The organism is Candidatus Vallotiella hemipterorum (assembly GCF_910593725.1).
GTDB classification, from domain to species: domain Bacteria; phylum Pseudomonadota; class Gammaproteobacteria; order Burkholderiales; family Burkholderiaceae; genus Mycetohabitans; species Mycetohabitans hemipterorum.
The window spans coordinates 62,539-89,424 of the sequence record NZ_OU343031.1; the positions used below are offsets into that span (position 1 = coordinate 62,539).

General features: G+C 40.8%; 15 protein-coding genes and 1 tRNA gene. 6 read left to right on the forward strand and 10 right to left on the reverse strand.

The window, feature by feature from the left end:
* Positions 1-5 precede the first annotated feature (5 nt).
* From ahcY to metF, 3 genes are all read left to right on the forward strand, one after another.
* Entirely contained in the window at positions 6-1,427 is a 1,422-nt protein-coding gene (gene ahcY / locus KW136_RS00195; protein WP_216796323.1) for an adenosylhomocysteinase, read from the forward strand.
* An 88-nt stretch (positions 1,428-1,515) separates the two neighbouring features.
* Positions 1,516-1,881 (forward strand): phage holin family protein, encoded by a 366-nt coding sequence (locus KW136_RS00200; RefSeq protein ID WP_216796332.1) that lies wholly within the window; start codon positions 1,516-1,518, stop codon positions 1,879-1,881.
* A gap of 56 nt (positions 1,882-1,937) precedes the next feature.
* A complete protein-coding gene (gene metF / locus KW136_RS00205) occupies positions 1,938-2,768 on the forward strand; it encodes a methylenetetrahydrofolate reductase [NAD(P)H] (protein ID WP_216796333.1) in 831 nt (276 codons plus the stop codon).
* 1,014 nt (positions 2,769-3,782) lie between these two features.
* Here the strand turns inward: metF and KW136_RS00210 are convergent.
* Entirely contained in the window at positions 3,783-4,406 is a 624-nt protein-coding gene (locus tag KW136_RS00210; protein ID WP_216796335.1) for a 5-formyltetrahydrofolate cyclo-ligase, read from the reverse strand.
* A gap of 1,462 nt (positions 4,407-5,868) precedes the next feature.
* On the opposite strand from KW136_RS00210, the gene KW136_RS00215 reads away from it, so the two are divergent.
* Together KW136_RS00215 and KW136_RS00220 are read left to right on the forward strand one after the other, a co-directional pair.
* Positions 5,869-7,149, forward strand: coding sequence for a multifunctional CCA addition/repair protein (locus KW136_RS00215; protein ID WP_216796337.1), 1,281 nt, complete (start codon positions 5,869-5,871; stop codon positions 7,147-7,149).
* Between the two features lie 2,667 nt (positions 7,150-9,816).
* Entirely contained in the window at positions 9,817-10,116 is a 300-nt protein-coding gene (locus KW136_RS00220; protein WP_216796338.1) for an H-NS histone family protein, read from the forward strand.
* Between the two features lie 1,335 nt (positions 10,117-11,451).
* Here the strand turns inward: KW136_RS00220 and KW136_RS00225 are convergent.
* The 3 genes from KW136_RS00225 to rsmI all read right to left on the reverse strand — a co-directional run bounded on the left by KW136_RS00225 (position 11,452) and on the right by rsmI (position 14,667).
* Entirely contained in the window at positions 11,452-12,063 is a 612-nt protein-coding gene (locus KW136_RS00225) for a 3'-5' exonuclease family protein (protein ID WP_216796340.1), read from the reverse strand.
* Between the two features lie 11 nt (positions 12,064-12,074).
* Positions 12,075-12,722: an MBL fold metallo-hydrolase gene (locus tag KW136_RS00230; protein ID WP_216796343.1), complete on the reverse strand. Its 648-nt coding sequence runs from the start codon at positions 12,720-12,722 to the stop codon at positions 12,075-12,077.
* 1,048 nt (positions 12,723-13,770) lie between these two features.
* On the reverse strand, positions 13,771-14,667 hold the full coding sequence (gene rsmI / locus KW136_RS00235; RefSeq protein WP_216796345.1) for a 16S rRNA (cytidine(1402)-2'-O)-methyltransferase: 897 nt from the start codon (positions 14,665-14,667) through the stop codon (positions 13,771-13,773).
* Between the two features lie 1,434 nt (positions 14,668-16,101).
* Between rsmI and KW136_RS00240 the strand changes: the two genes are divergently transcribed.
* Positions 16,102-16,177, forward strand: a tRNA-Ala gene (locus KW136_RS00240).
* 1,671 nt (positions 16,178-17,848) lie between these two features.
* Here KW136_RS00240 and bioD read toward each other — a convergent pair.
* The 6 genes from bioD to KW136_RS00270 all read right to left on the reverse strand — a co-directional run bounded on the left by bioD (position 17,849) and on the right by KW136_RS00270 (position 26,077).
* The gene (gene bioD / locus KW136_RS00245; RefSeq protein ID WP_216796347.1) at positions 17,849-18,553 is read right to left on the reverse strand and encodes a dethiobiotin synthase; all 705 of its coding nucleotides are present in this window, start codon (positions 18,551-18,553) and stop codon (positions 17,849-17,851) included.
* Between the two features lie 86 nt (positions 18,554-18,639).
* Positions 18,640-20,013, reverse strand: a complete 1,374-nt coding sequence (gene bioA / locus KW136_RS00250) for an adenosylmethionine--8-amino-7-oxononanoate transaminase (protein WP_216796349.1) — start codon at positions 20,011-20,013, stop codon at positions 18,640-18,642.
* A 1,097-nt stretch (positions 20,014-21,110) separates the two neighbouring features.
* Positions 21,111-21,557, reverse strand: coding sequence for a thioredoxin domain-containing protein (locus tag KW136_RS00255; protein WP_246583186.1), 447 nt, complete (start codon positions 21,555-21,557; stop codon positions 21,111-21,113).
* Positions 21,558-21,795: 238 nt separating this feature from the next.
* Positions 21,796-22,536: an SPOR domain-containing protein gene (locus KW136_RS00260; protein ID WP_216796351.1), complete on the reverse strand. Its 741-nt coding sequence runs from the start codon at positions 22,534-22,536 to the stop codon at positions 21,796-21,798.
* Positions 22,537-22,650: 114 nt separating this feature from the next.
* Positions 22,651-24,459, reverse strand: coding sequence for an arginine--tRNA ligase (gene argS / locus KW136_RS00265; RefSeq protein ID WP_216796352.1), 1,809 nt, complete (start codon positions 24,457-24,459; stop codon positions 22,651-22,653).
* A gap of 1,360 nt (positions 24,460-25,819) precedes the next feature.
* Positions 25,820-26,077: a BTH_I0359 family protein gene (locus tag KW136_RS00270; RefSeq protein WP_216796353.1), complete on the reverse strand. Its 258-nt coding sequence runs from the start codon at positions 26,075-26,077 to the stop codon at positions 25,820-25,822.
* Positions 26,078-26,886: the final 809 nt, after the last annotated feature.

The following is a 26,886-nucleotide window of genomic DNA, read 5'->3' on the forward strand; positions in this document are numbered from 1 at the left end:
GCGTGATGAACGCCGTGGTCTACGAAAAAGGCTTCTCTAGGGGTTGTATTGTTGCTAACAAAACACTCGCCGCATGGGGCCGAAAAGAGTTAAACATCGCTGAGACCGAAATGCCAGGCCTCATTCAGCTGCGTAATGAGTATCGGGCTGATCAGCCGCTAAAGGGCGCCCGCATAGCTGGGTCGCTACACATGACAATCCAGACTGGCGTACTAATTGAGACATTAAAGGCTCTAGGCGCAGATGTGCGCTGGACCTCGTGCAACATCTTTTCCACACAGGATCACGCTGCGGCAGCAATTGCCGAAACTGGAACGCCAGTATTTGCATACAAAGGCGAGTCGCTTGATGAATACTGGGAATTTACACACCGGATCTTTGAATGGCCGGTCGGCCAGTTTGCTAATATGATTCTCGATGATGGTGGTGACGCCACGCGGCTACTAATAATTGGGGATCAGGCTAGCCAAGATCGCTCTGTGATCGCAAAACCTTCGAACGAAGAAGAGGTTGCATTGTACAATGCCATCGCTCGCCATCTTAACTCAGATCCACACTGGTACTCCACGCGACTAGAACATATTCGAGGGGCAACCGAAGAAACGACAACTGGTGTTCATAGATTGTACGAGATGGAGCGCGAGGCTCGCTTACCATTCCCCGTTATCAATGTAAATGATTCAGTAACGAAATCTAAGTTTGATAACCTGTACGGTTGCCGAGAATCATTAGTAGACGGTATTAAGAGGGCAACTAATATAATGATTGCTGGCAAAATCGCAGTAGTAGCCGGCTACGGTGATGTTGGCAAAGGCTGCGCACACTCTCTGCGAGGGCTTGGAGCCAGAGTATGGGTAACCGAGATTGATCCAATCTGCGCATTGCAGGCCGCTATGGAAGGTTATCGTGTCGTCACCGTAGACTACGCAGCAGATAAGGCCGATATTTTTGTGACAGCTACCGGTAACTTTCATGTGATCAACCACAACCACATGAAAGCGATGCGTCACAACGCAATCGTTTGCAATATTGGTCACTTCGATTTAGAAATAGATGTGGCATCTACGCGCCAGTATCAATGGGAAAATATTAAGCCGCAGGTAGATCACATTATTTTTCCAGATGGTAAGCGAATCATTTTGTTAGCTGAGGGACGTCTTGTAAACCTTGGATGCGCTACTGGCCACCCATCGTTTGTGATGTCCAATTCATTCACGAATCAGACGCTCGCGCAGATCGAGTTATTCACGCATGGCACCCAGTATCAAAATAAGGTCTACCTACTGCCTAAGCATTTAGATGAAAAAGTCGCTCGTTTGCATCTCTCTCACATCGGAGCGACACTAACTGAGCTTAGCGCTGCGCAGGCAAAATATATTAGAGTAAACAAACATGGCCCGTTCAAACTAGATCACTATCGTTACTAACCGCATCTAGCCGCAGTGCGCTGTGGTGAAGTTAGCGAAATACCAGCCCGTCCACGTGTCCGAAGCCTCTTATCACAAGGAGCCATAAATGACAGTATTGCTGACCTGGTTGATCAATGCGCTTGCGCTGCTGATTATCAGATATATCGCGCCTTCGATTCAAATTAAGGGTTTCGGCACTGCATTAATCGTCGCGATTGTGCTAGGGTTAATTAATTCGATTATTCGGCCAGTTCTGATTCTGTTTACGCTGCCGCTGACGGTTCTTACCCTAGGGTTATTTATCCTAGTAATCAATGCGCTTTGCTTTTGGTTGTGTGCGATACTGCTCAAGGGGTTCGAAGTCTCCGGATTTTGGTCAGCATTCTGTGGATCATTCCTATACAGCGCCATAGCATATTTGTTGAGAGCGTTAATCTTTAGTCATCGCTTTGCTATTAACCGATGGTACTAGTACACGCTGGCATAACACTCCTCTTTTCAATAGCTCTATCTTTTCCTTAAATCCCCATGTCTTCTCCACAAATCTCGTTCGAGTTTTTTCCGCCGAAGACTGCGGAAGGAGCTGAGAAATTATATATAACGCGAGCTCGGCTAGCGTTGCTTAAGCCGAAGTTTATGTCAGTGACATTTGGTGCCGGTGGTTCGACGCAGAAAGGTACATTTGACACTGTACTCGAAATAGCAGGTGAAGGTTTTGACGCTGTGCCGCATCTGTCGTGCATTGGTGCATCTAAGCAGAGCTTGCGTGGAATTTTGACGCAGTACCGTATACATGGAATTCGGCATATCGTCGCGTTACGAGGCGACCTGCCCTCCGGCATGAAAGAAGTGGGCGAGCTGCGCTATGCCTGTGAACTAGTTAAATTCGTGAGAGCGGAGCACGGAGACTGGTTTCATATTGAAGTTGCTGCATATCCGGAATATCATCCCCAAGCAAGGTCGGCGCGAGCGGATATAGAGAATTTCGCTCATAAAGTAAAAGCTGGCGCAAATTCAGCAATTACACAGTATTTCTATAATGCGGACGCTTACTTTCGATTTGTTGATGATGTGTGTAAGCTCGGCGTTGATGTACCGATCATGCCAGGCATCATGCCAATTACGAACTATATGCAACTGATGCGGTTTTCCGAAATGTGCGGTGCAGAAGTCCCGAAGTGGATTGCCAGGCGACTAGAGGGCTTCGGTGATGACCGTGATGCTATTAAGGCATTTGGACTTGATATTGTGACCGCTATGTGCGAGAGACTGGTAATGAATGGCGCACCAGGATTGCATTTCTATACGCTAAATAACGCAGCGGACTGCAAATCGATATGCGAGCGGTTGCACCTCTAAGCGCGGCACAAAGAACTTTGCACGTATCGATTCCTATTACAGGCTTATCGAGCGTGTATTTGTGTCTACCTTATTAATTTTGTAAGATCTAGTTCTTTTACGCAGGCTTACCTCAGCTTTTTATGAGAAATACCTAAGCCCATCCCAGCTGTATGTCTACATAAAAATCAGCTAATCTATTATTTTAATAACGCCTTTATAAGCGCTGATTAAGCAGAAGCTTGCTATTGATACTTATTTTATATGCCAATTTTTTATTTAGTTTACGGACGGGGTTCGGTAGTGGCTGAATGTAATGGAATATAATTACTAAATCGTTACTAACATATCTTAAATTTTAAAGAGTAATACGGGGTATCTTGCTGTAAAGCTTTAGCCAAATAATATCTTTAAGGTAGCGCTCATTTTAATTCCTGCGGTGCGCTTATTAATATTAGTCTTGTATATTCGATCTAATCTGCTTTTTTATAAAAACCTAAAATTTTTAATTTTTAAAGTATTGCTATATGCCACTAACCTGGCATTAAATACTCTAAGCTAATATAGCTTCATATAGTGCATGGCTTGCTCTAGAGCAGGTTGAAGGCAGGGACCGCACTAAAGCTTTTATTTTTTTAGAGAAGTACAAAGATTTATTGATTTAATAGTGCTCTATTGAGCCAGCAATATAGCTTACCAGAATCTGGATAAATTAATCTTAGCAAAGCTATTGTTTCGCTTATTATTAAGATAGATAGAGTACTATCTATATATGCTATCTATTTCCATCGTCGAACTGATGCTAGCACTGCGCATTGCTTGTGCTAGCGAGATGAGCTTGAGAATAATGCTATATATCTAGAGATGTCGGCTATAGATGAATAAGAAATCGGACTAGAAGCTGTTTTAACAATCCTGGCTAAGTCAGGGTCAAATATTAAAGAGGTAACGAGCGTAGTTTCCGCTCGCTGCATTTAGCCGTGTGACACGCTCACAAGCACTAGTCTACCGCTCTGAAAGTTTATCATACAGGGGTTAATAACAGATTGAATCTGTAGCAATAATGTCCAGGGGCAAGTCGTGCGCTTGGTGTGGAAGCGAGCTTATCCTTAAACATTCATATGCGATTCCAACTGTGACTGGCGAGCCCGCGTAATTCGGCCAAGCGGCTAGCGTCCGGTCAAAATAGCCACCTCCGTAGCCAAGTCGGTATCGTGATACGTCGTAGCCGATACATGGCACCATTAGAAGGTCTGGAACGATACTGTCTTCATGTGCTGGAACTGGAATCTGATGGCGTCCTTCTTTCATTGGTGAACTAGGTGTCCATGCATGGTAGACCATCGGCGCATGCTGCGCAACAATCACCGGCAATGCCGCACGGCGTGTGGCATTGCCTCTCAGCCAGCGAGAAACCACTGCGCGTACGTCGAACTCCGCGAAAACCGGCCAGAATAGACCAACGCAGCACGGCGAGTACCACCACAGTATATTAGCCAATCGCGCTGCAAGTTCAATATCAGCCCATGTACGCTGTGGAGTACGTGAGAAGTGCATGCGTTTGACCAGTAACCTAGTGCGCAACTCTTTCTTCTCTGAAGAGGGCGTTGTGTTCTCTTGACTAGGCAGTTTAGACCCATGTATTATGCTTTTAAGCATTAACCGGATCTCTATTTAAACATAAGGAAGCTTCCGATTCCCTATTCATGAAGTACATGGCATAGTTAAAAGCGAGCTGATACCGGGAATTTTTATGTTCGCCAGCATTTTACGCTGTCGCTAACAATTTTTGGTGCGTCATATTTAATATATTACTATGTATAATAAACTGTGTATCGGTGCACATAAAATATTAGTACTCAATTTATGTTGCGCTGACATGGTTAGTGAATTACGGAGCAGATGTGCTTAAATTACTATTTGACACTCACTGTAACTAACAAAACTATGTAATCTAATGTGTGAGAGTTTACACTCGGCGAGTACAAGCAGTGTTAATACTATATGTAGAATTTAAGGTAGCACGGCTCTAAAAAGAGTTGGACATGTCTTATGCTCTATCATAACAGCCGTTAATACTATAGCAACGCTGAAATTAACTAGATATCCGTCTTATCGGAGCATGTCTCATGCTACGATCATCAGCCATAGAGCCGAGTTCTCTCGGTATTAGGTACTAGTATTTTAATATTAGATCCACCTAATTTAGAATTGTATAACCTAGTATTGGTAGGTAGCGCGGGAAAAGGCTATGCGCTAATACGCCTTATAACTGTCAAGCTATTTTTCCTACTATTGTCCGAGTGGTAGAAAGTGTAATGTATTAGTCGTCACGACTGTGCTTATAATACCAGGCAAATGGTACTAATCTTACTGCTGCAGGGTCCTGCGGGTCCCCCTTTATGCCTGCGTTCTAACTCGAGCTAATCATTAGGGGTATGCTATGGCTGTAATAAACCACACCTTTCCACAAGATGATATAGTCTACTGTGCACAGTATTTCACAGATGCTAACGTTTATGTAATGAATAGGGTATTCTCAACCTTATACAAAGCACTTATCTTTGTTTATTAGACAATGTAGGGAGCCATCTAAAATACTATAGAGTAGACATTAAATAATGTATACATATATTAATATGCTCTTTAAAGCTAGTATAGCTATTACTAGCTACCGTATAAATAATAGTAAAAAACTAGAATTTGTATGGTGTAGCGTGCGTAGACAAATAGCATCGATACAAACCTTTTACTCAGTATGAATTGCCCTTTTTATTTACCATATAGTTTCTATACCTAGACTATACTAATACTAGCTATCTGTAGCACTAGCTGTAGTTAGTAGAAAAATATTTCACCGATTGAGGGGGCGCTATCTTTTATAGAAACCATTCTATCGTTGGAGATAGGGTTCTATTTGCTACTCTAAGCACGACCTACTATGTGACACACTATCTAATATAACAAGTATGTTCGAGCGCATGCGTCACCTGTCTCGGTTTACCGCGTTATATTTTAGAGGTGTACGGCTTATAGAACATTGCGTCACAATTGACGTACTAAAATCGTTTATAAGCATGCTCAGAATCTGTATAATAATAGCAAAAGGATATGGGTAGTAATGAAGGTATATGCAGTAGGTGGTGCCATTCGAGATGAATTGCTAGGCAAGCCAGCCCAAGATCGTGATTACGTAGTAGTCGGGGCAACACCCGAACAGATGATAGCGCAAGGCTTTCGCCCTGTTGGCAAGAATTTTCCGGTATTCCTACACCCTCGTACTCAAGAGGAATATGCCTTAGCACGAACAGAGCACAAGATAGAAGCTGGTTATCACGGTTTCCAGTTTTTCTATGCGCCGGATGTGACGCTTGAGGAGGATTTAGCTAGGCGCGATCTAACTATTAATGCGATGGCACAAGCAGTATCATGCGATGGGGTGATACATGGTCCTATAATCGATCCGTTTAGTGGCCAGACAGATCTTCGGTCTCGTGTTTTTCGCCATGTTAGTGATGCATTTACCGAGGACCCGGTGCGTATTCTGCGCGTGGCTCGCTTTGCTTCGCGATTTACTAATTTTATCATCGCGCCGCAGACACTGTCATTGATGCGGCAAATGGTTATAGCAAAAGAAGTAGATTCTCTAGTGCCTGAACGTATATGGCAGGAGTTCGCACGCGGCTTAATGGAACAAAAGCCCTCTCGGATGTTTAATGTGCTGCGCCAATGCGGTGCTCTAGAGCGCATACTACCTGAAGTAGCAAGACTATTTAGTGTGTCTAAGGGTATCGATTATCAGCCGAAAACCAGTACCGGCACACATGCGATGACAGTCATCGACTATGCGGCGGCGCGGCATTATGAACTACCGGTGCGCTTTGCCGTATTTGCGTATAACCTAGTCGAGACCGATATTCTGCCCCATGTACTTTCACGCTATGCTGGATATAAGGCATGTGGCGTCGAGCATATCCTCCAGCTTTGCAAGCGCCTGAAGGTTCCTAGCGATTGCCGCGACTTAGCAGTGTTAGTAGCGCATGAAGATAGTAACGTCCATCGTGTGATGGAGATGAGCGCTACTGCGTTGCTACACATACTAGAGCGCAGCGATGCGTTACGTAGACCTGCTCGGTTTATGCAGGCTCTGCAAGCCTGTGAGGCAAATTTTCATGGACGTCTAAACTTCGAGTGTCATCCTTATCCTCAGGCTAAACGATTACTCGGCGCGCTGATAGCTGCTCGAGGTATTAATGCCACTGCCATTTCTAGTCGTACGCCTGACAGGCCCTCTTGTATTAAGAGAGCTGTGCATGCAGTACGTGTGCAAGCTATCGAGTATGCGATACGCGAAGGCGTATGTAAGCAACGAATGCCCCCTGCTCCTCACTTAAAGCAGTAAACAGGCTTACTATATTGCGCTACGAATTTAATAAAAAGGTATTAGTACCACTAACGTTTAGCACAGATTATCTGGCGAGCGTATCCACTTAACTATACTGCCGAGTACCTATAATCTTATATATAAAAATCAGCAGGGACTTTAGTAATAACGTTGTAAAAAAATTTACTAATAAGTTGACTAGTCGTAGTCACGATTATCTCAGCTCAAGCATTATAGTTACATTAATGTGATAATCGTGCTTAGGTATTATAATACCTAAAAAATACTTTTTATCTGCTACTACTATAGTAGTAGCATCATATATATTTTGCCAAATTCTTTAAATGTACTATATCTTATTTAAGTATAATAGGTAAAAAGCGACCTATAAGGGATGCACCTATATAGTCATACTATAAGTATGTAGCTTTCTGCCTTATATTATCTAACCACTATAAGTATATATAATTAGTTATCCGGCAAGATGTCCTAAATTAACATTCTCCCGAACCCTTTGCTTCCTGTAAAAAGTAATTATATGAACAGAATGTGCTATTATAAGTAGGCTAATACCATATCATCTTAAATACAATTTAATTAATTCAAGAATTTTTAATAAACATTATAGAAAGATGTAATTCTATGTAGCACTATTCTAATTTCTATGAATACTTCGCCAGTATGCTTCGTCGGTGACGATAAGTAATATGTGATCGACTACTAGATTTGAACGGATGCCTAACCTTTTATTAAAAGAAGGCATGTTTTTCTTATAGAGAGTATTTTTTATTTTGTTTAAAAAAATCTATTTACATCTTATTTTGTATTAGCTATAAATATATAAGCTATTAAAATTAATAACTCACGTATTTCTTATAAATTGAAATATTTATTAGCAGAATGCATGTTACTTATATATTATTAGGTAGGCAAAAATATTCCATATCAATTCTTACTCAGAATTTAGTATAAAATATTCATAGCTCTGAATAATGTAATCACAAAGAAATAAAGAAAATATTATGTCTATATAAACTATCTCTACCGAGGCATTCTCGATAGAGATAGTTTATATAAAATGTTATTTTTGAATGTTGACTACTACTTGTATTGCCTTCTTGATGCAAGAAAGTGCAATCGGTGTTTAAAAGCTAGTTATCAAAAATAGATTCCTAGTTGCAATTAATGCCCCCCCACAAGTATAAGCCCCCCCTTTTTTTCTAGTACTAGAACAGCTTTCTACGGTAAAACACGAACTGCTGAAAACAGCTGATAAGCAGTTAATTGCAAACGAGGTTATATAGGTGTATTTACGCGCATGTATTTAGGTATAATACTATTATAGATCTCCTAGAGAGAAGAATAAACTATAGTGTAAATTTCTCTAGAAACAATTGATTTCGTAGTGCTTAAATAGAATTCATGGTAATATGCGGTGTACTTCATTAAAAACTATAAATTCAAGCCAAAAAATTGAGAGATTAGGTATTTAGAAATTACTATCTATTTGATAAGCTAACCTGGTAGGTTTAGAAAAAAAATTATAGATGAATTTGAATTTATCTATAAAAAACCTGCTATTACATAGCATAGTTTATTTACTATACAATATAAACTGACTTATAGCTTCAAATAAAGCTGTGTGAGAATATAATTCTATATAAAAAAATTAGTTAGTAAGAGTAAGGCCTATCTAAGGGATTTTTATATTTGATAGTCTTGCTTCTATATGCTAGAAAGCACTCTTCTACCTCATTGTCTAGCCACACGTATATATATTTTCCTAGGTTTTCTTATCTGTAACTCATTAGCCGGGCTATCAAATACTCTATTAATTAGAAGTATTAGATAGTTAGAATTTAACTGCTAATAAATAGCTATGCTAATATATGCATATTTTCATTATCACCCTAAGGATTAATAATACTAGCGCTTATGGGCTTCGTGTTTTATATGCCTATAAATCTTAGACATATCTTCTACATTAATAAATATTATATAAATTGGATTAGCTAGAAATATAATAATAAAACTTCTTACTGGCTCTGTCGAGAAGTAATCGTAATATAATTATATCTTGAATAATGCAGCAATATGCGCTTTTCGCTTGCTTAGCTCCTTTTATATAAATAAGGGCTCATAAAGCCATTAGTTACGAGTATATTCGGCTAACTAATTCTTCAAACAATTTAGAATATTAAGATAGGCGCTTTCTATCAAATGAATTTCGTTTATTTAGCTCGCTTTCTTAGCATTAACTCTTTCGAGAGACTAAATTATTTTATAGCCTAAATAGGCGCATACTCTTCTAATTAAAAGTTAAACTCCCGGCAAACTAATCACTCTTGCCTTGCGTTATTAGCTATAAATACTATCGCCTATAAGGCTTCTAAAAAATAAGAATAATTAATATAAATATTACACACTTTATAAGTGTTATCTAAATAGAACGTAGACACTTATGACTATAAACTAGTAATAATCGTCTACTAGTGATGTCAACTGTAATAGATAGTAGATCTAGCATTGCATTTTAATGCAATGTCAAATATGAAATATAAATATTTTTTTATTTAAATCAGTCAAATTCTGTGTTAAATTTAACAAAATTTCATTTTTATATGATTCTTATTGTATTAATTGAATGCATATAAAACTGGGTCAGTTTACTACCTAAGGACCGCTATGTCATCGTACCAAGATCTTCTTGCTCAGCGTGAAGAGCTCGAAAAGCAAATAGAAGAGGCGAAAGCTAAAGAGCTGGTTAGAATTATAAACGATATTAAACAAAAAATGTCTGATTATGGGCTTACCATCGCTGATCTCGGCTGTGGCAGAAGTAAAATAGTAAAACCAGGCCGACCTCGTTCAGGTGTAGCGCCGAAGTATCGAGATCCCGTCAGCGGCAGCACATGGTCTGGTCGTGGAAAACCGCCTAAGTGGATTGCGGGAAGGGATCGAGATAAGTATTTGATTCAGCAATGAGAGTATACTGGCTATAGTGGAAAAAGTATAGTAAACCCCTACGAGGCAATCGCTAAGAAAAGGTTATGCACTCAATAAAGTCTACTATTTTTACTGCTATTCTCTCAAACTAGCGCCTTCAAAAATAAGCTGTGCTTTAAATATTTTAGATTTATACCGGTGCTATACCCTGACAAATACCGCGGAATTGTACATGCGCGCTCTGAGATACGTTGAAGACGTAAAATGTATTGCGCCGGCATGAAATCAGAATCCTTTTTTGGGAAAGCTTGTAAGAGCAGTTCGAGCAAAGTTAGATAATATTATTTTCCTTCTAATCTCTACTCTAATCTATTGTATAGCCCCTCCATTTCTAAAATGCTAAATTGTTGCTTAGAGATATGTATTTCTAAGAAGAATCTCGATACAGTGCCAATGTTATTGCCGATTAATATCGGCATGCTTGTATCTTATTAAGCCTTAATTAGAGGTATATTTGTTTAACAGCCTGGCATCTGAGACTTGGTTATGCTAATTGCTAATAGACATAGCATGGCTTATCCAGATGCCAAGTACAACTCTATACAGCCGCTATCAAAAAGAGTTGGTTTGCTATTTTGATGATTTACTAATCATTTTTAGGAATAACTAAAATATGGCGTAGTGTACGGTACAGTGCTCGATAAAAACTAGCCTGTACATGTTATCTAAGCTTGTTATCACAATAGCGGCGCTCTTTCGTTTATGTTACGCAGGAGTGGCAGATGCATTCTATTTGACCAATAGCTAATGTATAGTTATGCATTAGTTAATATAATATCTACTCTTGTAGTTATAGTTAGTATCGCTGGCAGCTTAACTAGTTAGCCTGGTTAGAAATAGCTGGAATGCGGTTGGGGAATAAATATCTACCAGACTAAAAATTCAATAGGTAAATGAGGACTTTATTCAATACCTTAGTACGTCATTAAACATAGGTTATGTCAGTGCTAACCGGTCTCCCCACGTTTATGATCCTCCCGCACGCCTCGACGAGCCCCTGCTCAAGAGAGAGCGATGGCTAACCGCTTGCTATAATTAAAGTAATCTGGTATCGGTGGGTAGTGTAGTCAATGATAAAACCAGATTATAATAGATTATTGTATGCATCCTAGGGATGTTGTTGACCTAGCGCACAAACTTCAACATATTATTTAATAAAGCCTGAGGCGCGCATGGCTATGTTTAATGGTTCTATGACGCATAGATACACTATAGAGCTCTATCTAGATAGTAATATATTAGACTAGATTGAGATCTTTTCCATACTATCAACACGATAGCTAATCAATTTCATGAGTCAATAACCACCCCTTATTATTCCAGTTTTGTTTCGGATTTTGAGAGGCTTTCCGCTGAGGAGAAAAGTGTTTTTTGGTGAATACGTAACTCGGCAAGCATATTACAAAACAACGCCCCTTGTTCTATGGCATCGTCAAGCGCAATATGCGTGTGCAGATCTGAATCGAACCAGTATTTAGGCAACCTCGGCTTGATCGATTTGCGATAAGGCAGCCCAGTCATTGCAAATGCTAACGTCTTAATATCTAGTGCAGACCAGGAAAATGGGCAGCGACCAGCAAAACGAATCATATACCAAAACATGAATGTAAAATCGAATCCGGCTGGATAGGCTACGAAAACAGGCTTGCCGGGTAAAGCCTCAACCCAGTCAACATAGGTAGGCAGTGCTTCTTTAGGCGAACGTGTATCTTTACGGCACGCCACCCAGGCGTCGGGTTGTGTTTTCCACCACGCGTCTTGAAATGGATGCGGGGATGCGCCAGGTAGTGTTTCTAAGTTCGCAGCGAATGTAGCAGTCAGTTGTTTTCCCGCCGTATAAGCCGCAGACGCGAAGCTTAGCATTGAATGTGGGCCCGGAATTGGGCCATCAGCTTCAACATCGGTGCTGACATAGATTTCATCCATTAAATATCCAGTTAACTAGCAATAACGCGGTCAGTCACATATGGATTAGTACGTCGCTCTTCTCCAAAAGTCGACATTGGACCATGTCCGGGGACGAAGCGCACATCGTCTCCGAGAGGCCACAGCTTCTTTTGAATCGAAGAGATAAGAACTATATGATTACTACATGGGAAATCTGTTCTCCCAATCGATCCAGCCAACAACACGTCGCCGACTAGCGCAAGTTGACTATCTCGATTAAGAAAGACTACATGTCCAGGCGTATGTCCGGGGCAGTGTATAACCTCAAGTGTCTCATTGCCAAACCGTATAATATCTCCATCATATAACCAGCGATCTGGTACGCATATTTGAGCCTCTGGTAATCCTAAAAGCCTGCTTTGTTGCGGAAGCAAGGATAGCCAGAATTTCTCATCCGGATGCGGCCCCTCAATCGGTACACCATAATGCAATGCCAATGCGCTTGCACCTGCACAATAATCAACATGTCCGTGCGTTAATAATACTTTTTCTACTCTCGCGTCATGCTTTTTTACCTGCTTCTGGATTAACTCTAGATCTTCTCCTGGATCGACAATAGCAGCGCGCATAGTGTGCTCACACACAAGTAGCGAACAGTTTTGCATAAAAGTGGTAACTGGAATTAACTTTATTTGCATTATATAAAGGGAACTAACTAGGTGACTAAATGAGCGCAAGTAATCTTTTGGTTGGTGTATGCCGATCTGTGTATCCACATAACTTACGATAGAGTACTTTAACAAAAATAATTATATAAGTTAAATATAATAACAGAGTGCCTCTACTAGTATAGGACTATAACGGAGGTATTTTCTTTCTATACAAAATAATAGAAAGATGCTGTTTAGCAAAAATGCTACATTTAAAATAAAGTCGTACCCAGAAATAAAGTGAATCTGATATATCTATCTGATAAAGCGTAGAACGTCTTATATCTAGCGTAGCTTAACACTAGCAGGAATTTTTTGCTGCTAGTGTTAAGCTATAATTTAAAAAATTAAATTGTCTTCTGTTTCTTAAACGTTGCTTACTATAATTCGCAGATCACTTATCTAGTAGTGGTTCTCACATACTTTTATTTCGAGTGATGTCTATTTATGGCGGAGCATAATAGTAATAACCCACCCATAAAATATAATCGCCTGGGCACTAGAGGGGGCTACACCTCCCTGCTGAAGAGCATTATTGAGTAACAGACGTTGATCTTAAAGAGTCACTAAATAATACAAGTCTTTAGAGAGGCCGTAAGAGATCTTTGAATAAATCGATTGACACAGTGAAACATAAAATTTCTTACTTATTAAGTCTCAGCTATTGGTTCATAGATACGTTTGATATAGTAGACTTTAACTAGGAGGATCGTGTATTTTAGTATACTGATTTTTCTAAAGATAGCTTTCTATATACATAGCAAGGGCTTCGATAAAAATACTTAATTATTTGAAATTCTCATACATTTTTATATTCTTAAAAGAAATCAGTTCTAGTACCAATTAATAATCATTATCTATATCACAGAGGACAGCTTATTTCAGTAGATGTTCTGAGGTAGTAGAATTTTAGAATTAGACAAGCCTAGCTAAAAGAGCTTATCAAGCAGAAAAATAATTATAGCGATACCCAATTAATAAATATTAGCTCGATTAGCTAGACTGCCAATGCCTCTTGAGGAATGCTATAGTTCAGCTAGGTCTTCTGTTTTCTTGATCCATCTTTTTTCAATTCTAATGCTCGCGCATAGATCACACGGCGTGATATGCCTGTTAGTGCAACTGATAGTCTCACCGCAGTGCTCAGTGACACTTCATCTAGGCATGTCATGAGTATTAAATCATGCTGATGTGTAATATGTTGTATGTATTCGGCGGCACCTTCAACTACAAGTATAAACTCTCCACGTAGCCGATTCGGATCCATAGTAAGCCATGATTTCCCTTCCGAGAGCATGCACTGATGTATGCTCTCGTGTCGCTTAGTCATTTCTCGAGCGATTAATATTCGACGCGATGGGCCAAGCGTTTCAGCTAACGCGCACACAGTTTCAAGCATACGGTGCGGTGCCTCATAAAAAATAAGCGCCTCCTCTCGTAAGGCTAATGCTTGAAGCCGAGCGGTTCTCTGCTTCGGCTTAGTCGGCAAAAAACCGGCGAAGGTAAACGTACCAGCCCAATCGCCGGTTACACTCAGCGCAGCGGTGATGGCACTAACGCCCGGTATTGGCATCAAGTCTAGCCCTGCATTGCGTACCGCATTAACTAGTCTCCCCCCCGGATCTGAGATACCAGGCGTCCCTGCGTCGGATACATAGGCAATACGCTCGCCTGTGCGTAAGAAGTTAACGATACGCTGCGCAGCTTCACATTCGTTGTGTTTATGAAGCGCCAGTAATGGGCGTGTAATCTTATAGCGCGCGAGCAGTTGTGCAGTGTGGCGCGTATCCTCAGCCGCAATGCGATCCATTAGCTTTAGCACGTGCAAGGCGCGAAGCGTAATATCAGAGAAGTTGCCGATCGGCGTCGCCGTCACATAAAGTGCTGATGCCGGATAGTTCTGATTCTCAGTAAGCGCAAGGGTTTTAATCAATACATGTCTCAGAAAAAGCGATAAGTAGCGTAATATTTATTATTGACACGACATAGTATCAGGGGGGGGCTGGCACTCACTGTCAGGTAGCACTGCTGGCATAGTGAGCAACTATTGGCTGTTTAGTATTCAGAAGAGTGTAATTATGTCTTTGAGTCGAATATGCTAATTGTACTATTTGAGTTACTACCGGTTAAATATTATTGACGCATTACATGCATTTTGTCAGCTCGTGGATATTAGGCTTGTTATAAAAGGCCCAATCTCAATATAAAAATATGTTTGCTCAGCTCCACTATTGCAGTCAAGTGTATATTAGTGTCGAGATATCTATACATCCTAAGCTTAGCCGATCGCTTAATAAGCGTAAGTACCTGATGCTTCCGTTCTCCTTTATACTAGTTTAGTGTTTTTATGACTCACTTGAGCCGATATTAGGCCACTGCCCCTCATTAACTAATATTAATATCTAATTATATGTCCTAATAGCGGTAGGTTCGAGTTTATGTATTTCAGGTACTAGCAACCTACTACTATTAGACTGAGATTAATATAATGTTATTTTCGGAAGAAAACTAATTAAATTAGATGGGCCTGTCAATAAGCTCTAATCTTCTCTATAAAACGCTTATGCTGACGGGGGGGGTAGTCGTAACTGTGGCCTATCGCTTTATAGCTGCTGCGGGCTCTACTTTTCTAAGGGGCCACTTGCTAGCGGCACGCCAATAGCCGTTAATCAGAGCACATTTGAAGCCCAGACAGAAGACCGCGAGATTCATATCAAGTTATTAAATCGGAGATAGTAAGGCACTTATATATAAGTAGAGACTGACTGAGTCAATTTAACGGTCTATAATCGTCGCTCGCTCTTAACTGGAGGGTGCTAGATGAAGCCACGAAGCTAGGGAGCTAAGTCGACCGAACGCGTAGTACTAGCAACGTACACGGGATCTGTAATAAAATTGAGTCAAGCCGGTAAGCTTTTTTCTGCACGTGCCAGAGATATATATGTTGGTAGCAACGTACAGATTTCTCTATTCAGTAGCAAGAATATTTTATTCTTCCACTATAGTGTATAGCATTGTTTATTTTATTTATGATAGGTTGAGTGATGGTTTGTGCAGGCAATCTGGACTCGGATGTTGTTAGTCGGATGATTAGTATCAAAGCGGTTATTAAACTTATTCAATATCTGAGGTTCAAGAATGTATAGTCTCTAGTAGCAGCACCAGCATCCAACATCATCATACCTTCCAGATAAATAATAAAGAAATTGACAAGATTAACAGTAGGCGAAGTTCTATTAATACAGATGACTGCGCTATCACTTGTCAAAATCTAGGCGCATATTTAAAACTTAGTAATTAAGACTGAATGAAAGGTAATGGGTTGCCTCCGCAGGCTATATTACTGCTATAATTAACAGACTGCTTTGGGGCGGTAGCTCAGTTGGGAGAGCGTCGCGTTCGCAATGCGAAGGTCGAGAGTTCAATCCTCTTCCGCTCCACCAAAGAAGTATATAACAGTTAATGGTATTTATTATATTTTATTTATTGTGCCTGTAAATTGTTAATTTAGGAATCGAGTACCAATCACACTGATTGAAAAAAGTTAATTTAGATCACAGTAAAGACTGGCTACTAATTAATCAGGGTATAAAGTAAGCCGCTTAATCGAAAAATACCCCAAGCCCGCGCGTCATTACGGATAAAAACTGAAGCATCAAGCTAACGTTGTATTGTACTTAACACCGGTGGGGGTACCATGTCGCGCTTGTTTATCTTATGCACTTATTAGGTTGTACTGACTATAGAGTTCTCTCTGCTCTATATAAACAAGAATATTTACATTTAAATTATAAAAATAATTTTTACTTTAAGTTCTAGATTAGACAAGATAGCAAGTCTTAGGTACAGCGTATATATTTTATAATATCAAATAAAACTTTATATTTTATAAATACTTGTTTCTGGAAGCAGCTTACATTCTTCTATAATAGGCGTAACTAATCTCAGTAAAAAGATGCACCACTAAAAATAGTATTATTATAATTTTGACTACTAAGACAAGTAACTTGCTATCGGATATGCGTTAGGCAAAAATTTTAGAGTAATGCGGTAGGTATCGCATATACATGCCGTATTTAACTACAATAGTTATTGTATTTTATCCACTATATTGTCGGTACGTTTTTACTGACGATTTATCTATAATTATTTTTATACTATACTTTACAGTAACCGACTTTCATTTTTTTATAAAGTATAGAGGAGGATTATTGAATCTATATAAGAAGAGCTTACTTGCTGATATACTGATCGTCTTACTCGACCTTATTTACTTGAGACTAGAATCTCCTCGGAATTTGAGCTTAGCGTTCGCAGCAAACAGCAGCTACCCTCAAACTATCTAAAAGTACTAAAAACATATCTTAAATATTCTAGAATAGAATACACATATATTTATTACATATGGAAAATATATTATAGATATATTTGTAATAATTTAGCTAGCTAGTAGGATTGTTAACTAGCATTATAGTAAGCCATGAAGTATCTAATTTGCTATTAATCGCTTTAAAGGTATCTCAAAGATTACAACTATGTTTATATATAGTACTACTACTATATAGTAAAAATAATATTAATTTAATTTATTTACTACCAATATTAAAAATACGCACTCAATAAATATAAAAGTACAAAAAATAGTCATATGATGTATATATAGAATATATATTCTATATATACGTTACTATTTATATGTCGTTAGTATAATAGTTACGCGATGTCCGGCCTAATATTGGGCGAGTAGTGTATAGTTTTGATTAATTATAGGTATATACTATTAATAGTATCTATAGTAATCTGGTTAGTTAGTAACCTAAGCCCACTACTTATTAAACAGACCTATTATGGAGCGTAAGAATAAAGATCAAGTGCTTTAATGCTAATAATTTTTTAAACTTTATGCTTTTCTTAAACTGTACGAGAGGCGCTTATACTCAATGCAGTACAACACGAACCCTACCGCCTAGATATAAAGATTCATATGTAATTAATACATATAAGCTACTTTACTTATAGAGTATATTCTAGGTAGTTTTATAGAGAACAAACAAGTTCACTAACGGGATGTGGTTTGTCGAAAAGGCGCGAATTGATATATATACATGACAATATTAAAGGCGCTTAAGTAATGCATCAATATTAATATACGATACCGCCGATTTATCGGAGTACTGTCCGTCGAGATGTGGAATTATACCAAGTAGTGGTGCGCCGTACTGTCGATCTAGGCGGCATTTAATAGCCTCAATGTTCTCAGTAGGGAATGCCATATCTGGGTCGACTGTGTTAGCGATCCATCCAGATAGCACAAGGCCGCGTGCTGCAATTGCCTCAGCACTGAGAAGTGCATGGTTAATGCAACCTAGTTTCAACCCAACAACCAATAAAATTGGTAACTTGAGCACAGTTGCTAGGTCCGATGTATCCAGGATCTCATCCAGTGGTACGCAAACACCCCCTACGCCTTCGACGATAACCACATCAGCGAGTTGTACGACCTCATAATAGCATGCTTGAATATAAGAAATGTCCAGAGGGACACCTTGATGTGCGGCCCCAATATTTGGGGCGACTGACTCGCGCAGCAAATAAGGTGTAGCTAAGTGCGGCTGCAGTGCAACATTAGACGCTTCTAGTAAAAGATCCGTATCTTCGTTATGCCAAACCCCATTGCGCAGTACCGCACCAGCGGCAATCGGCTTAAAAGCTGCAACGCGATGGTACCGTGCACAAAATCCGTATAATAATGCACATGATACGAACGTCTTGCCGATTCCCGTATCAGTTCCGGTAACAAATAGCGAAAGCACTTTCATTTCAGTAGCCCCTAAATCTCGTTCCGCAACATACTAACCTAAAACTAACTACACCTTACGCAGTATCCTAGTTTACATATTACCCTTTAATTATGGATATTCCTGCGCGTGCTCTCTAACTCGGCAAGAACTGTCAGGAGTGTTTCGCGTAATCGTGTAGTGAGCAGAACCTGTTCGTCCTCCTTGAGGATATAGGGCGGAACTAGGTAGACGGTAGTACCGATCGGGCGTAGCAGTAGCTCGTTCTCGAGTGCGCACTCGAAGAAACGACACGAGAAACGATGTGCCAGTTCAGCTGGTATCGATACGTCGAACGCGAATAACGTTCCACATCGTCTTAAGTGTTGTACGGATGGATGGTCACGAAGCGGCTCAAGCAACGCGCTGAGTGCGTTTGACATGACACGGTTGTGCGCTAGCACATCGTGTGTATCGAATAATTCAAGTGTAGCCAGACCTGCACGGCAGGCTAGTGGATTTCCTGTATACGAATGCGAGTGCAGGAAACTACGTGTAATTTCATCGTCGTAGAATGCTGCATATATCGCGTCGCGTGTAAGTACAATAGACAATGGCAAGTATCCGCCGCTAATACCTTTAGAAAGACATAAAAAGTCTGGCCATACATACGCTTGCTCACAGGCAAAAAATGTTCCAGTTCGACCACAACCAACTGCAATCTCGTCAGCAATCCAATGTACGTGATATTCGTCGCATAGTGCTCGCAATCCAGTGAGGTAGGAGGGATCATGCATCGCGAAGCCAGTGGCGCACTGCACTAGTGGCTCAACAATTAAAGCGGCGATTTGTTCAGAACGCTTAGTAAACAGCCGTTTGACGTCATCTAGTGCCCTAACGACTACGTCTGCTGCTTGTTCGCCGATGCGCACTTGGCGCATGTCTGGTGAGGCAACTACGTGCGCGGTCCGGATTATTGGATCATATGCGTCTTTGAATAGCGCAACGTTCGTAACACCTAGTGCACCAATTGTCTCTCCGTGGTAACCGTTAGCGACACAAACGAACTCGCATTTCCGGCTGAAGCCGCTGTTGCGCCAGAAGTGAAAGCTCATTTTTAGTGCAATCTCTACAGCTGATGCCCCATCGGACGCGAAGAATGCATGGCCGAGCACTTGACCAGTCAAGTCTGATAAACGTTCGGCCAACTCAACTGCTGGCTCATGCGTGCAGCCGACAAGCATCGCATGTTCCAGTGTATCTAGTTGAGCCTTTAGTTGAGCGTTGATATGAGTGTTAGCATGACCAAATAGGTTGACCCACCACGAACTAATTGCGTCGAGGTAACGTTTTTCATCGAGATCGTAGAGCCATGCTCCAGCGCCCCGTGCAATAGCAATTAATGGCAGCTGCTCATGATCTTTTATTTGCGTACAAGGATGCCACACTGCGTTCAAACTGCGGGCAATCAGCTTAGATGAACTATTCTCAGAAGAAGACATACATACTTTTATAGGCGCTAATTATTAGTCAAAAGGGTGATCAAGCAATATCTACTCTAGATATTTAGTATAGATTGTAGCTATCTTTCTAAGAATAGCTAAGAGACCGATATTGGGGTTATCGGCTCTTACAATTTATGCCTATGCATGACTCGCCTGATAAAGCAAGGCTTAGATACTATTTCTGGAATATTGAATATCCTTATAGTTTCTGCTCTTTAAAGGGATAGATACCAATCGTATTGCTATGTTTATAGTTGGTCAACTACAAAATTGTGGTAATGAGAATAGGTTATTCTTATTATAAAACCATAGTGGCAATAGACAAATACACGCAGTACTATTATATACAGCAGATGCGTACGTTAAAAACGTAGCTCGTTTTTATCTAATATTCTACACGGTGCAATTCAAAATATTATAAAGTACGGTGTACTTTCTTGGCTTTAGGTAATTTTCTAATGAGTTTTAAGTACCCTAGACTTCAATCAATCGATCTATAGATGTTCAAAGTCCAGGTATTTGGATTGCACTGATCACTAGCACGGTACTAACCAGAGATTTTCTAGCCCTGCGATCAAGCCTGTGTAGGAGAAGTAGAGGCGATGCTTAGACCGTACTTTCCACTCTCGCATGTTGGTTGCGTTCTTTATTGCCTTATCATGAAGTTGCAAAGGGAAATCAATAAATTCACATAGTAGCTAGTATAGAGTTTGCTAAATATTAATCCTGATCTCAGCCTACAACACGCAATATATATTGCAATACGATTTCTACTCAAAATTAATGCACTTATCAGATAAAAAACAGCTTGGATGCGTCGCACTAAAGTTATCGGTTAATTTTTTCCAAATTAATACTTTGAGTACAGTATTTAATACTCTACTTTATTAGATGGTGTGTGTTATTTGAGATACAAGTTTATTAGGATTGTTGACAGATTAGCGAAAAATTAGTAAACAAATAATACTACACTACACTATATAGTTTAGTTACAGCAGTATTTTATTAAAATACATAATAGTGAGTACCCATATAATTCCTTAATTATCCCCCCCAGGGTAATAGTGATTGTACATTTTCTAAATACCTAATCTTTAACAGGCTGCATCCTTTTTTGCAACTGCTTGTCTAACTAAATATTCGAGTACTTTAACAATGCTTGCTAAGCTGTTATACGCCTTGCAGTTTGATGGTGATAAGAAATGCATGGTAGGCGCGTCAAGATACTTTTTCTTATCTACGCCTTTCTTTGCCAGGAAATCTGCTTGTTCACCTATATTTAGCAATCGGTTGCGTCTAAGGTGGATCTCCTCAAAAATCGCTGGTGTGAGTTTAGAACTCAAGCCAAGCATATCAAGCGCGAGCAACATTTTTGACTGTGGAATAAACTGATCGCTAAACGCAACTGGCACGCGTCGGAACACGATGGTTTTACCTTGCTTGCCTTTCCACTGCTTAAGATTCGACTCGAACTTACCGAAATGCAGGCAGCTATACCATATAAATTCTATTACCTCTACTTTACTAGCCGGAACCTGCACCGGTTAAGCTTATAAAAGCACCGTATAGTCCTTCCTAACAACTGTCGTGAAAGGTGAAGCTTGGATAAATAGAGGGCTATGCAGATAGCGATAGGGACCATAAGCAGGGTGATACCAAAAATTTTGATATAGCGCACGGTAGCAAAAGCCGTAAAAAACGGGCGTGCAATATTTAACCAGTATAAATAGGATCGATTTGAGAGAATATGGCGCGCTGATGTAGCATCTGGATATATATTTATTGTTTCATAACGCGGATTACAGTAGTACTAACACCAGCATTGGACATCTGATGCTGAGCATTTTCTATATCCTCGAAGCCTAAGAATGGGCCAATTCGCACACGGTAATATACGACCTCCCCGGCGCTTCGCTGAGTGACCTTAGGCTCGAATCCTTGCAGCGCTAGCTCTGCACGTCGCCGTTCCGCATCCTGTTCTGTATGGTACGCACCAACCTGTAAGAAATAGACGGTGTTGACGTTACTTACGTTGCCTAGATTTTGTGAGGCAGCAGAGGACCTGGCCAATGTAACAAAGTTAGGTGTTTTGCCGATGCATCCAGACGAAACTAGAGTGTCTTCTGGTTTTAAAGGTTTCTCGGGCTTTAGTTGTGCTGCTGTATCGCTAGTCGTGGATGGAATCTCGATAATCTGGGGTTCTTCTAGAAGAGCACTCATTAGATGAGATTGTGGCACCATCTCACCTAGCGCTGTACCTAATGGAAGCTGGATAACCGAGGGAGTTGCTGATTTGCCAGATAATGCTCGATTCGGATCAAACGGAACATTATTATTTGATGTACTGCAAGTTGATTCGGGTAAGTTAACTTTAGAGAGGAAAGGTGTTGGAGCTTCTCTAAGGTATATTGCTACTATGATCGCTATCGATAGGCCGACGATCAATCCTAATGCGATTCCAGGAAGGATACCGCTACGCCTCTTCGGATTCTGCGAGGAAGATCGTCGTGATTTTTCCATCGTATTAATTAACCGTGTGTGCATCAAACCGTGCCTGTCTGCTGCTGTCGCAGCAGAGATGGTTGACTAGAGGAGCTTGATGCTGTCATTCTCGAGCTGTATTTATGCTACTCCCTACATCTTTGTCGGTGCTGACACTCCGATTGTCGCTAGCCCGTTAGCCAACACTTGGCGCGTCGCAGACAATAGTGCAGCCCTAGCCATACGCTCGCATGCATCGTCTACAAGTACCCGCTCAGTCCGAGCGTTGTAAAACGCATGAAATTCGCCTGCTAAATCACGCAGATAGAATGCAACCATATGAGGGGCTAGTTCATTTGTTGCATATTCCAGCATCTGAGGATATTCCGAGAGTTTCTGAAGAAGCGCTTTAGATCGCTGAGTACTTAGCGGTGTTAAAGAAACCTGCGACCAATCTTCGGGATCGCCTGTATAGCGTGAACGCAATTCTGTTAAGATCGAGCAGATCCGCGCATGGGCATATTGTATATAGTACACTGGATTCTCCTCGTTCTGTTGCATTGCGAGGTTAATATCGAATGTGAATTCAGTATCGGCCTTACGCGAAATAAGAAAAAAGCGCACCGCGTCTCGACCTCTGCGCAGTAAGTTGCCATCTAGCTGATTTGCACTTAGCGCGGAAGAAAACTGGTTTGGATTACTACCGCTAGACCATGCAATGAGATCCCGTATAGTAACGTAACCACCTGCTCGCTTAGAGAGTCTAATCTCGTGGCCGTTTCGCATCACAGTGACCATTTTGTGCAGTATATATTCTGGATAGCCGCTTGGAATGCCGATATCTAGCGCTTGCAGACCGGCTCGAACGCGCGAGATTGTTCCATGATGATCTGAACCCTGTACGTTGATGGCTTTTGTGAATCCGCGCTCCCACTTTGTGACATGATAGACGATGTCTGGTACGAAGTACGTATAGGTACCATCTTTCTTACGCATCACTCGGTTTTTATCGTCACCATAGTCCATAGTACGCAGCCATAGCGCGCCATCATCTTCATAAGTTTTTCCGGCAGTGACTAGTGCCTGAATTGCGCGCTTGACTCGGCCTTCGTCGTACAGTGACGACTCTAGATAGTACTGGTCAAACTCGATACCAAATGCTTTTAAATCGATGTCTTGCTCGTGCCGCAAGTAAGTCACAGCAAAGCGCTGGATTTCACCAAGATTTCCAACATCGCCGGCCCCACTTACAGGCGAGCCATCGCTGGCCAACACCGTTTTGCGGGCGATATAATCTCGTGCAATATCGGCAATGTAGTCGCCATTGTAGGCCGCTTCTGGCCATTGCGTATCGCCCGGTTTGTACCCGCGAGCTCGTGCTTGCACTGAGACAGCAAGCGCGTTGATCTGAGCACCTGCATCGTTATAGTAGAACTCTCGGTGCACGATCCAGCCCTGTGTCTGCATTAGGCGGCCTATCGCATCGCCTAATGCCGCTTGGCGGCCATGGCCTACGTGCAGCGGCCCAGTCGGATTAGCTGACACGAACTCGATTAGTACCCGTTGACCATGGCCGCGGCAGCGGGGCGGGGCAAATCCAAAGCGCTCGCGTTTTTCCAGCACCGCATGCACGGTCTTTTGTTTTGCAGCGTCAGTTAGGCGCAGGTTTAAAAAACCTGCGCCAGCCACTTCCGCACTAGAAATAAATCCTGGAGCGAGTGAATGTGTGAGAGTAGCTTTGGCTAGTTGTTGCGCTAGTACAAGCGGATTCGTACCCAGGGATTTCGCCAACTGCATCGCTAAGTTTGACGCGATATCGCCATGTGCGCTGATCTTAGGCCGTTTCAGCGAGATGAGCGGCGGAATAAAGGCCGTATTGCCGGCTATTGGAAATGCCTTGGCGACTTCAGCAACAGCATCTGCCAAGATTAATTCGATAAGATATTTCTGTGCGGGTAGCATGGAATAGCGGCAGTAGTTGAAATAGGCGAAAGCGAGTAACTAATTAGCTGGCTCTATTTACGAAACATGCTGTAAAACAAAGTTGACATATTATAACAGGCGTTAAACTTCTGAATTCCGATAGGGTATTCAGCCGATGCGGTGAGGGTACAATGCCATATTTCTTCTTTACTATCGATAAAACAAATAAGGAGTTACCATCTCAATAATGTTCATTATGTTTCACTCTGTCGCAATTAAAGGTGTATCGGTTAAAAACTATTCATAATAAATATGACAGTTATGGTGAGTAGTCACACATCATGTAAGATGAGTAATGTAGTATCTAATGTATTACTTATCATAAACAGGTTGTATTAACTTAGATACTCCGAACGCTTTTAGATATCAAGACGAGTGCTAACTGCTAGCACATTATGTGGCGCAAGTTTTAAACAGTTAGTTCTTGCCCCACTTGATATCGTCATATTGAAGTCTCTATGACGCTAATCTCAACTACTTCTACCGCATATTAGCTATTAATACCGTAGTCACCATAAACTCGTATATATACGATGATTGCTGATCCTATAGGTGTACATAATTGAATTAGCTCAACGGCAGTAAGTCTGTATTTTTATATCTGTTAGAAATTTCATGGAAATTGCGCCGCCATTTCTAATAACCTCTAGTATTGGCAATGTCCTATAGGGTTCTAACTTAAAATTTTAAAAAAACGCACGTGTTCGAGTTCTGCCAACAGCAGGCTGATATGATTGCTTGAAAGTCGTAGATATCTAAGCTCTACGCGATTATCGACAATAGTCTGGAAGTAAACAACCGAGATCAATAGCAATGTATTTAGATCAGGAAGTAAGGAACTATAACGTAATACAGTGCTTGCTAGAAATCCCGCGCAGAATGCTCTAAAGACAATATCAAGCGCAAAAATATAGTTTTCGCATTTAGTGCATTAAAATCGTTTTTACTAAAAGCGCAGATACATGTTGAGATAACTCTACACTCTTGTATATAGAGGGCTGTTTTAGTACCTAGATTTTTGCGTTAACACAATAAATTGGGCTAGAAACGTAGGCTATATAATATTGAATACTGGGTGCATGCGGCACGTATTAACATTAAGCGTGATACTAAGGCTTAGTGTAAAAATTATATGCCAGAATATAAAGCTTTAGGTATCTGGTACTACCGAATCAGAAAGCGTACTACTATATCTAGTAGTAGAAAATACTAGGTAACGTAGTAGAGCGGGCAGATCTCATTTTGTATAGAATAAATACACTGATTGTGTGCTAGTCATGACACTTATATTATAAGGATTAGATCCGGTGCCTACGCAGAATCCGCCAGCAATCAAAAATTAGTGAAGCACAACAGGCTGGTTCATTAGGCTGTTGAATTGCCCAAGGAATGCATCGACCTCTTCCAGCGAAGGTTGCTTTTGGATTAACCGCTGCACGTGCTCACGGAAGCGAGCCGCCATCGAGCCATCGATGAATATCTCGCGTTGAGTATTTTTATCAACGATCTCAAATCCGCCAGATAGCATAGTGCAGTGCTCGGCTTGTGCAGCGAATTCAACTACGCAGTAGTTAGGGCTGTTGTAGATCATTTGCATGGCGACACTCCTCAATGCTGTTGCTCTGCAACGGTTGGCGCTGTAGATGGAGAGACTTAGTTAGAAATTCAAGAGGCTGACCGGGAAAGGATATTGCTCGAACTGCATGACCTTGTATTATTTTCGTAAACTAATGCCCTTATATAAACGCTATTCTAGCGGCGGTTTAAAGAATAACTCGACGAAAGCTGTTATTAGTACGAGTCGCGTCACGATTCTTTCAGAATTTTCTGTGGAGATAATTCGGTATAGTCTATGTTTATATAGATAAATTATGCATCGGTGATCTATGGGTGCCGGCTACTTACTTAGCCGGCAGTTTTTTATGATCCAGAGATTAATTTGTATACTATTTAGCTCCTTTAAATAGACTGGCCCTATAGATAAGTATGTACAGGGCTTATGGGCCCAATACACTAATAGTTGTTGTTACAGCGACGTAGCAGGCGCATTAATGCCTTACTAATAAGCGCCAAAACCAATATTCCACTAAATATCTCGATTGATTTTTTGCTAGCGCTGGAATCGGTTATATGGAAACTAGCATGTGAGAGTCCAGTATATAGATAGATTTGTTACTGTATATAAGGTCGAGTAATTTCCTCTCCATACTTAGTCAGCTTTATATACCTTTAGATAGAGCGGCGTAATTTGAAGCGAGCGTGCGAACGCCCTATCTTCTAGCTTGCGCCTGTCGTATTCGAAGAGCATAAGGTATCAGTCTCGGTACCTGCATTATTTAATACTAGAGTTACTAAGAGTAGCTCTAGGTATATGCTTATTGCAGATCAAGATCTATGTGTGTCTAC

What these genes read in the sequence shown, in the direction of transcription:
- ahcY (WP_216796323.1), top strand. Translation starts at nt 6, where the DNA reads ATGAACGCCGTGGTCTACGAAAAAGGCTTCTCTAGGGGTTGTATTGTT.
- KW136_RS00200 (WP_216796332.1), top strand. Translation starts at nt 1,516, where the DNA reads ATGACAGTATTGCTGACCTGGTTGATCAATGCGCTTGCGCTGCTGATT.
- metF (WP_216796333.1), top strand. Translation starts at nt 1,938, where the DNA reads ATGTCTTCTCCACAAATCTCGTTCGAGTTTTTTCCGCCGAAGACTGCG.
- KW136_RS00210 (WP_216796335.1), bottom strand. Translation starts at nt 4,406, where the DNA reads ATGCTTAAAAGCATAATACATGGGTCTAAACTGCCTAGTCAAGAGAAC.
- KW136_RS00215 (WP_216796337.1), top strand. Translation starts at nt 5,869, where the DNA reads ATGAAGGTATATGCAGTAGGTGGTGCCATTCGAGATGAATTGCTAGGC.
- KW136_RS00220 (WP_216796338.1), top strand. Translation starts at nt 9,817, where the DNA reads ATGTCATCGTACCAAGATCTTCTTGCTCAGCGTGAAGAGCTCGAAAAG.
- KW136_RS00225 (WP_216796340.1), bottom strand. Translation starts at nt 12,063, where the DNA reads ATGGATGAAATCTATGTCAGCACCGATGTTGAAGCTGATGGCCCAATT.
- KW136_RS00230 (WP_216796343.1), bottom strand. Translation starts at nt 12,722, where the DNA reads ATGCAAATAAAGTTAATTCCAGTTACCACTTTTATGCAAAACTGTTCG.
- bioD (WP_216796347.1), bottom strand. Translation starts at nt 18,553, where the DNA reads ATGAAAGTGCTTTCGCTATTTGTTACCGGAACTGATACGGGAATCGGC.
- bioA (WP_216796349.1), bottom strand. Translation starts at nt 20,013, where the DNA reads ATGTCTTCTTCTGAGAATAGTTCATCTAAGCTGATTGCCCGCAGTTTG.
- KW136_RS00260 (WP_216796351.1), bottom strand. Translation starts at nt 22,536, where the DNA reads ATGGAAAAATCACGACGATCTTCCTCGCAGAATCCGAAGAGGCGTAGC.
- argS (WP_216796352.1), bottom strand. Translation starts at nt 24,459, where the DNA reads ATGCTACCCGCACAGAAATATCTTATCGAATTAATCTTGGCAGATGCT.
- KW136_RS00270 (WP_216796353.1), bottom strand. Translation starts at nt 26,077, where the DNA reads ATGCAAATGATCTACAACAGCCCTAACTACTGCGTAGTTGAATTCGCT.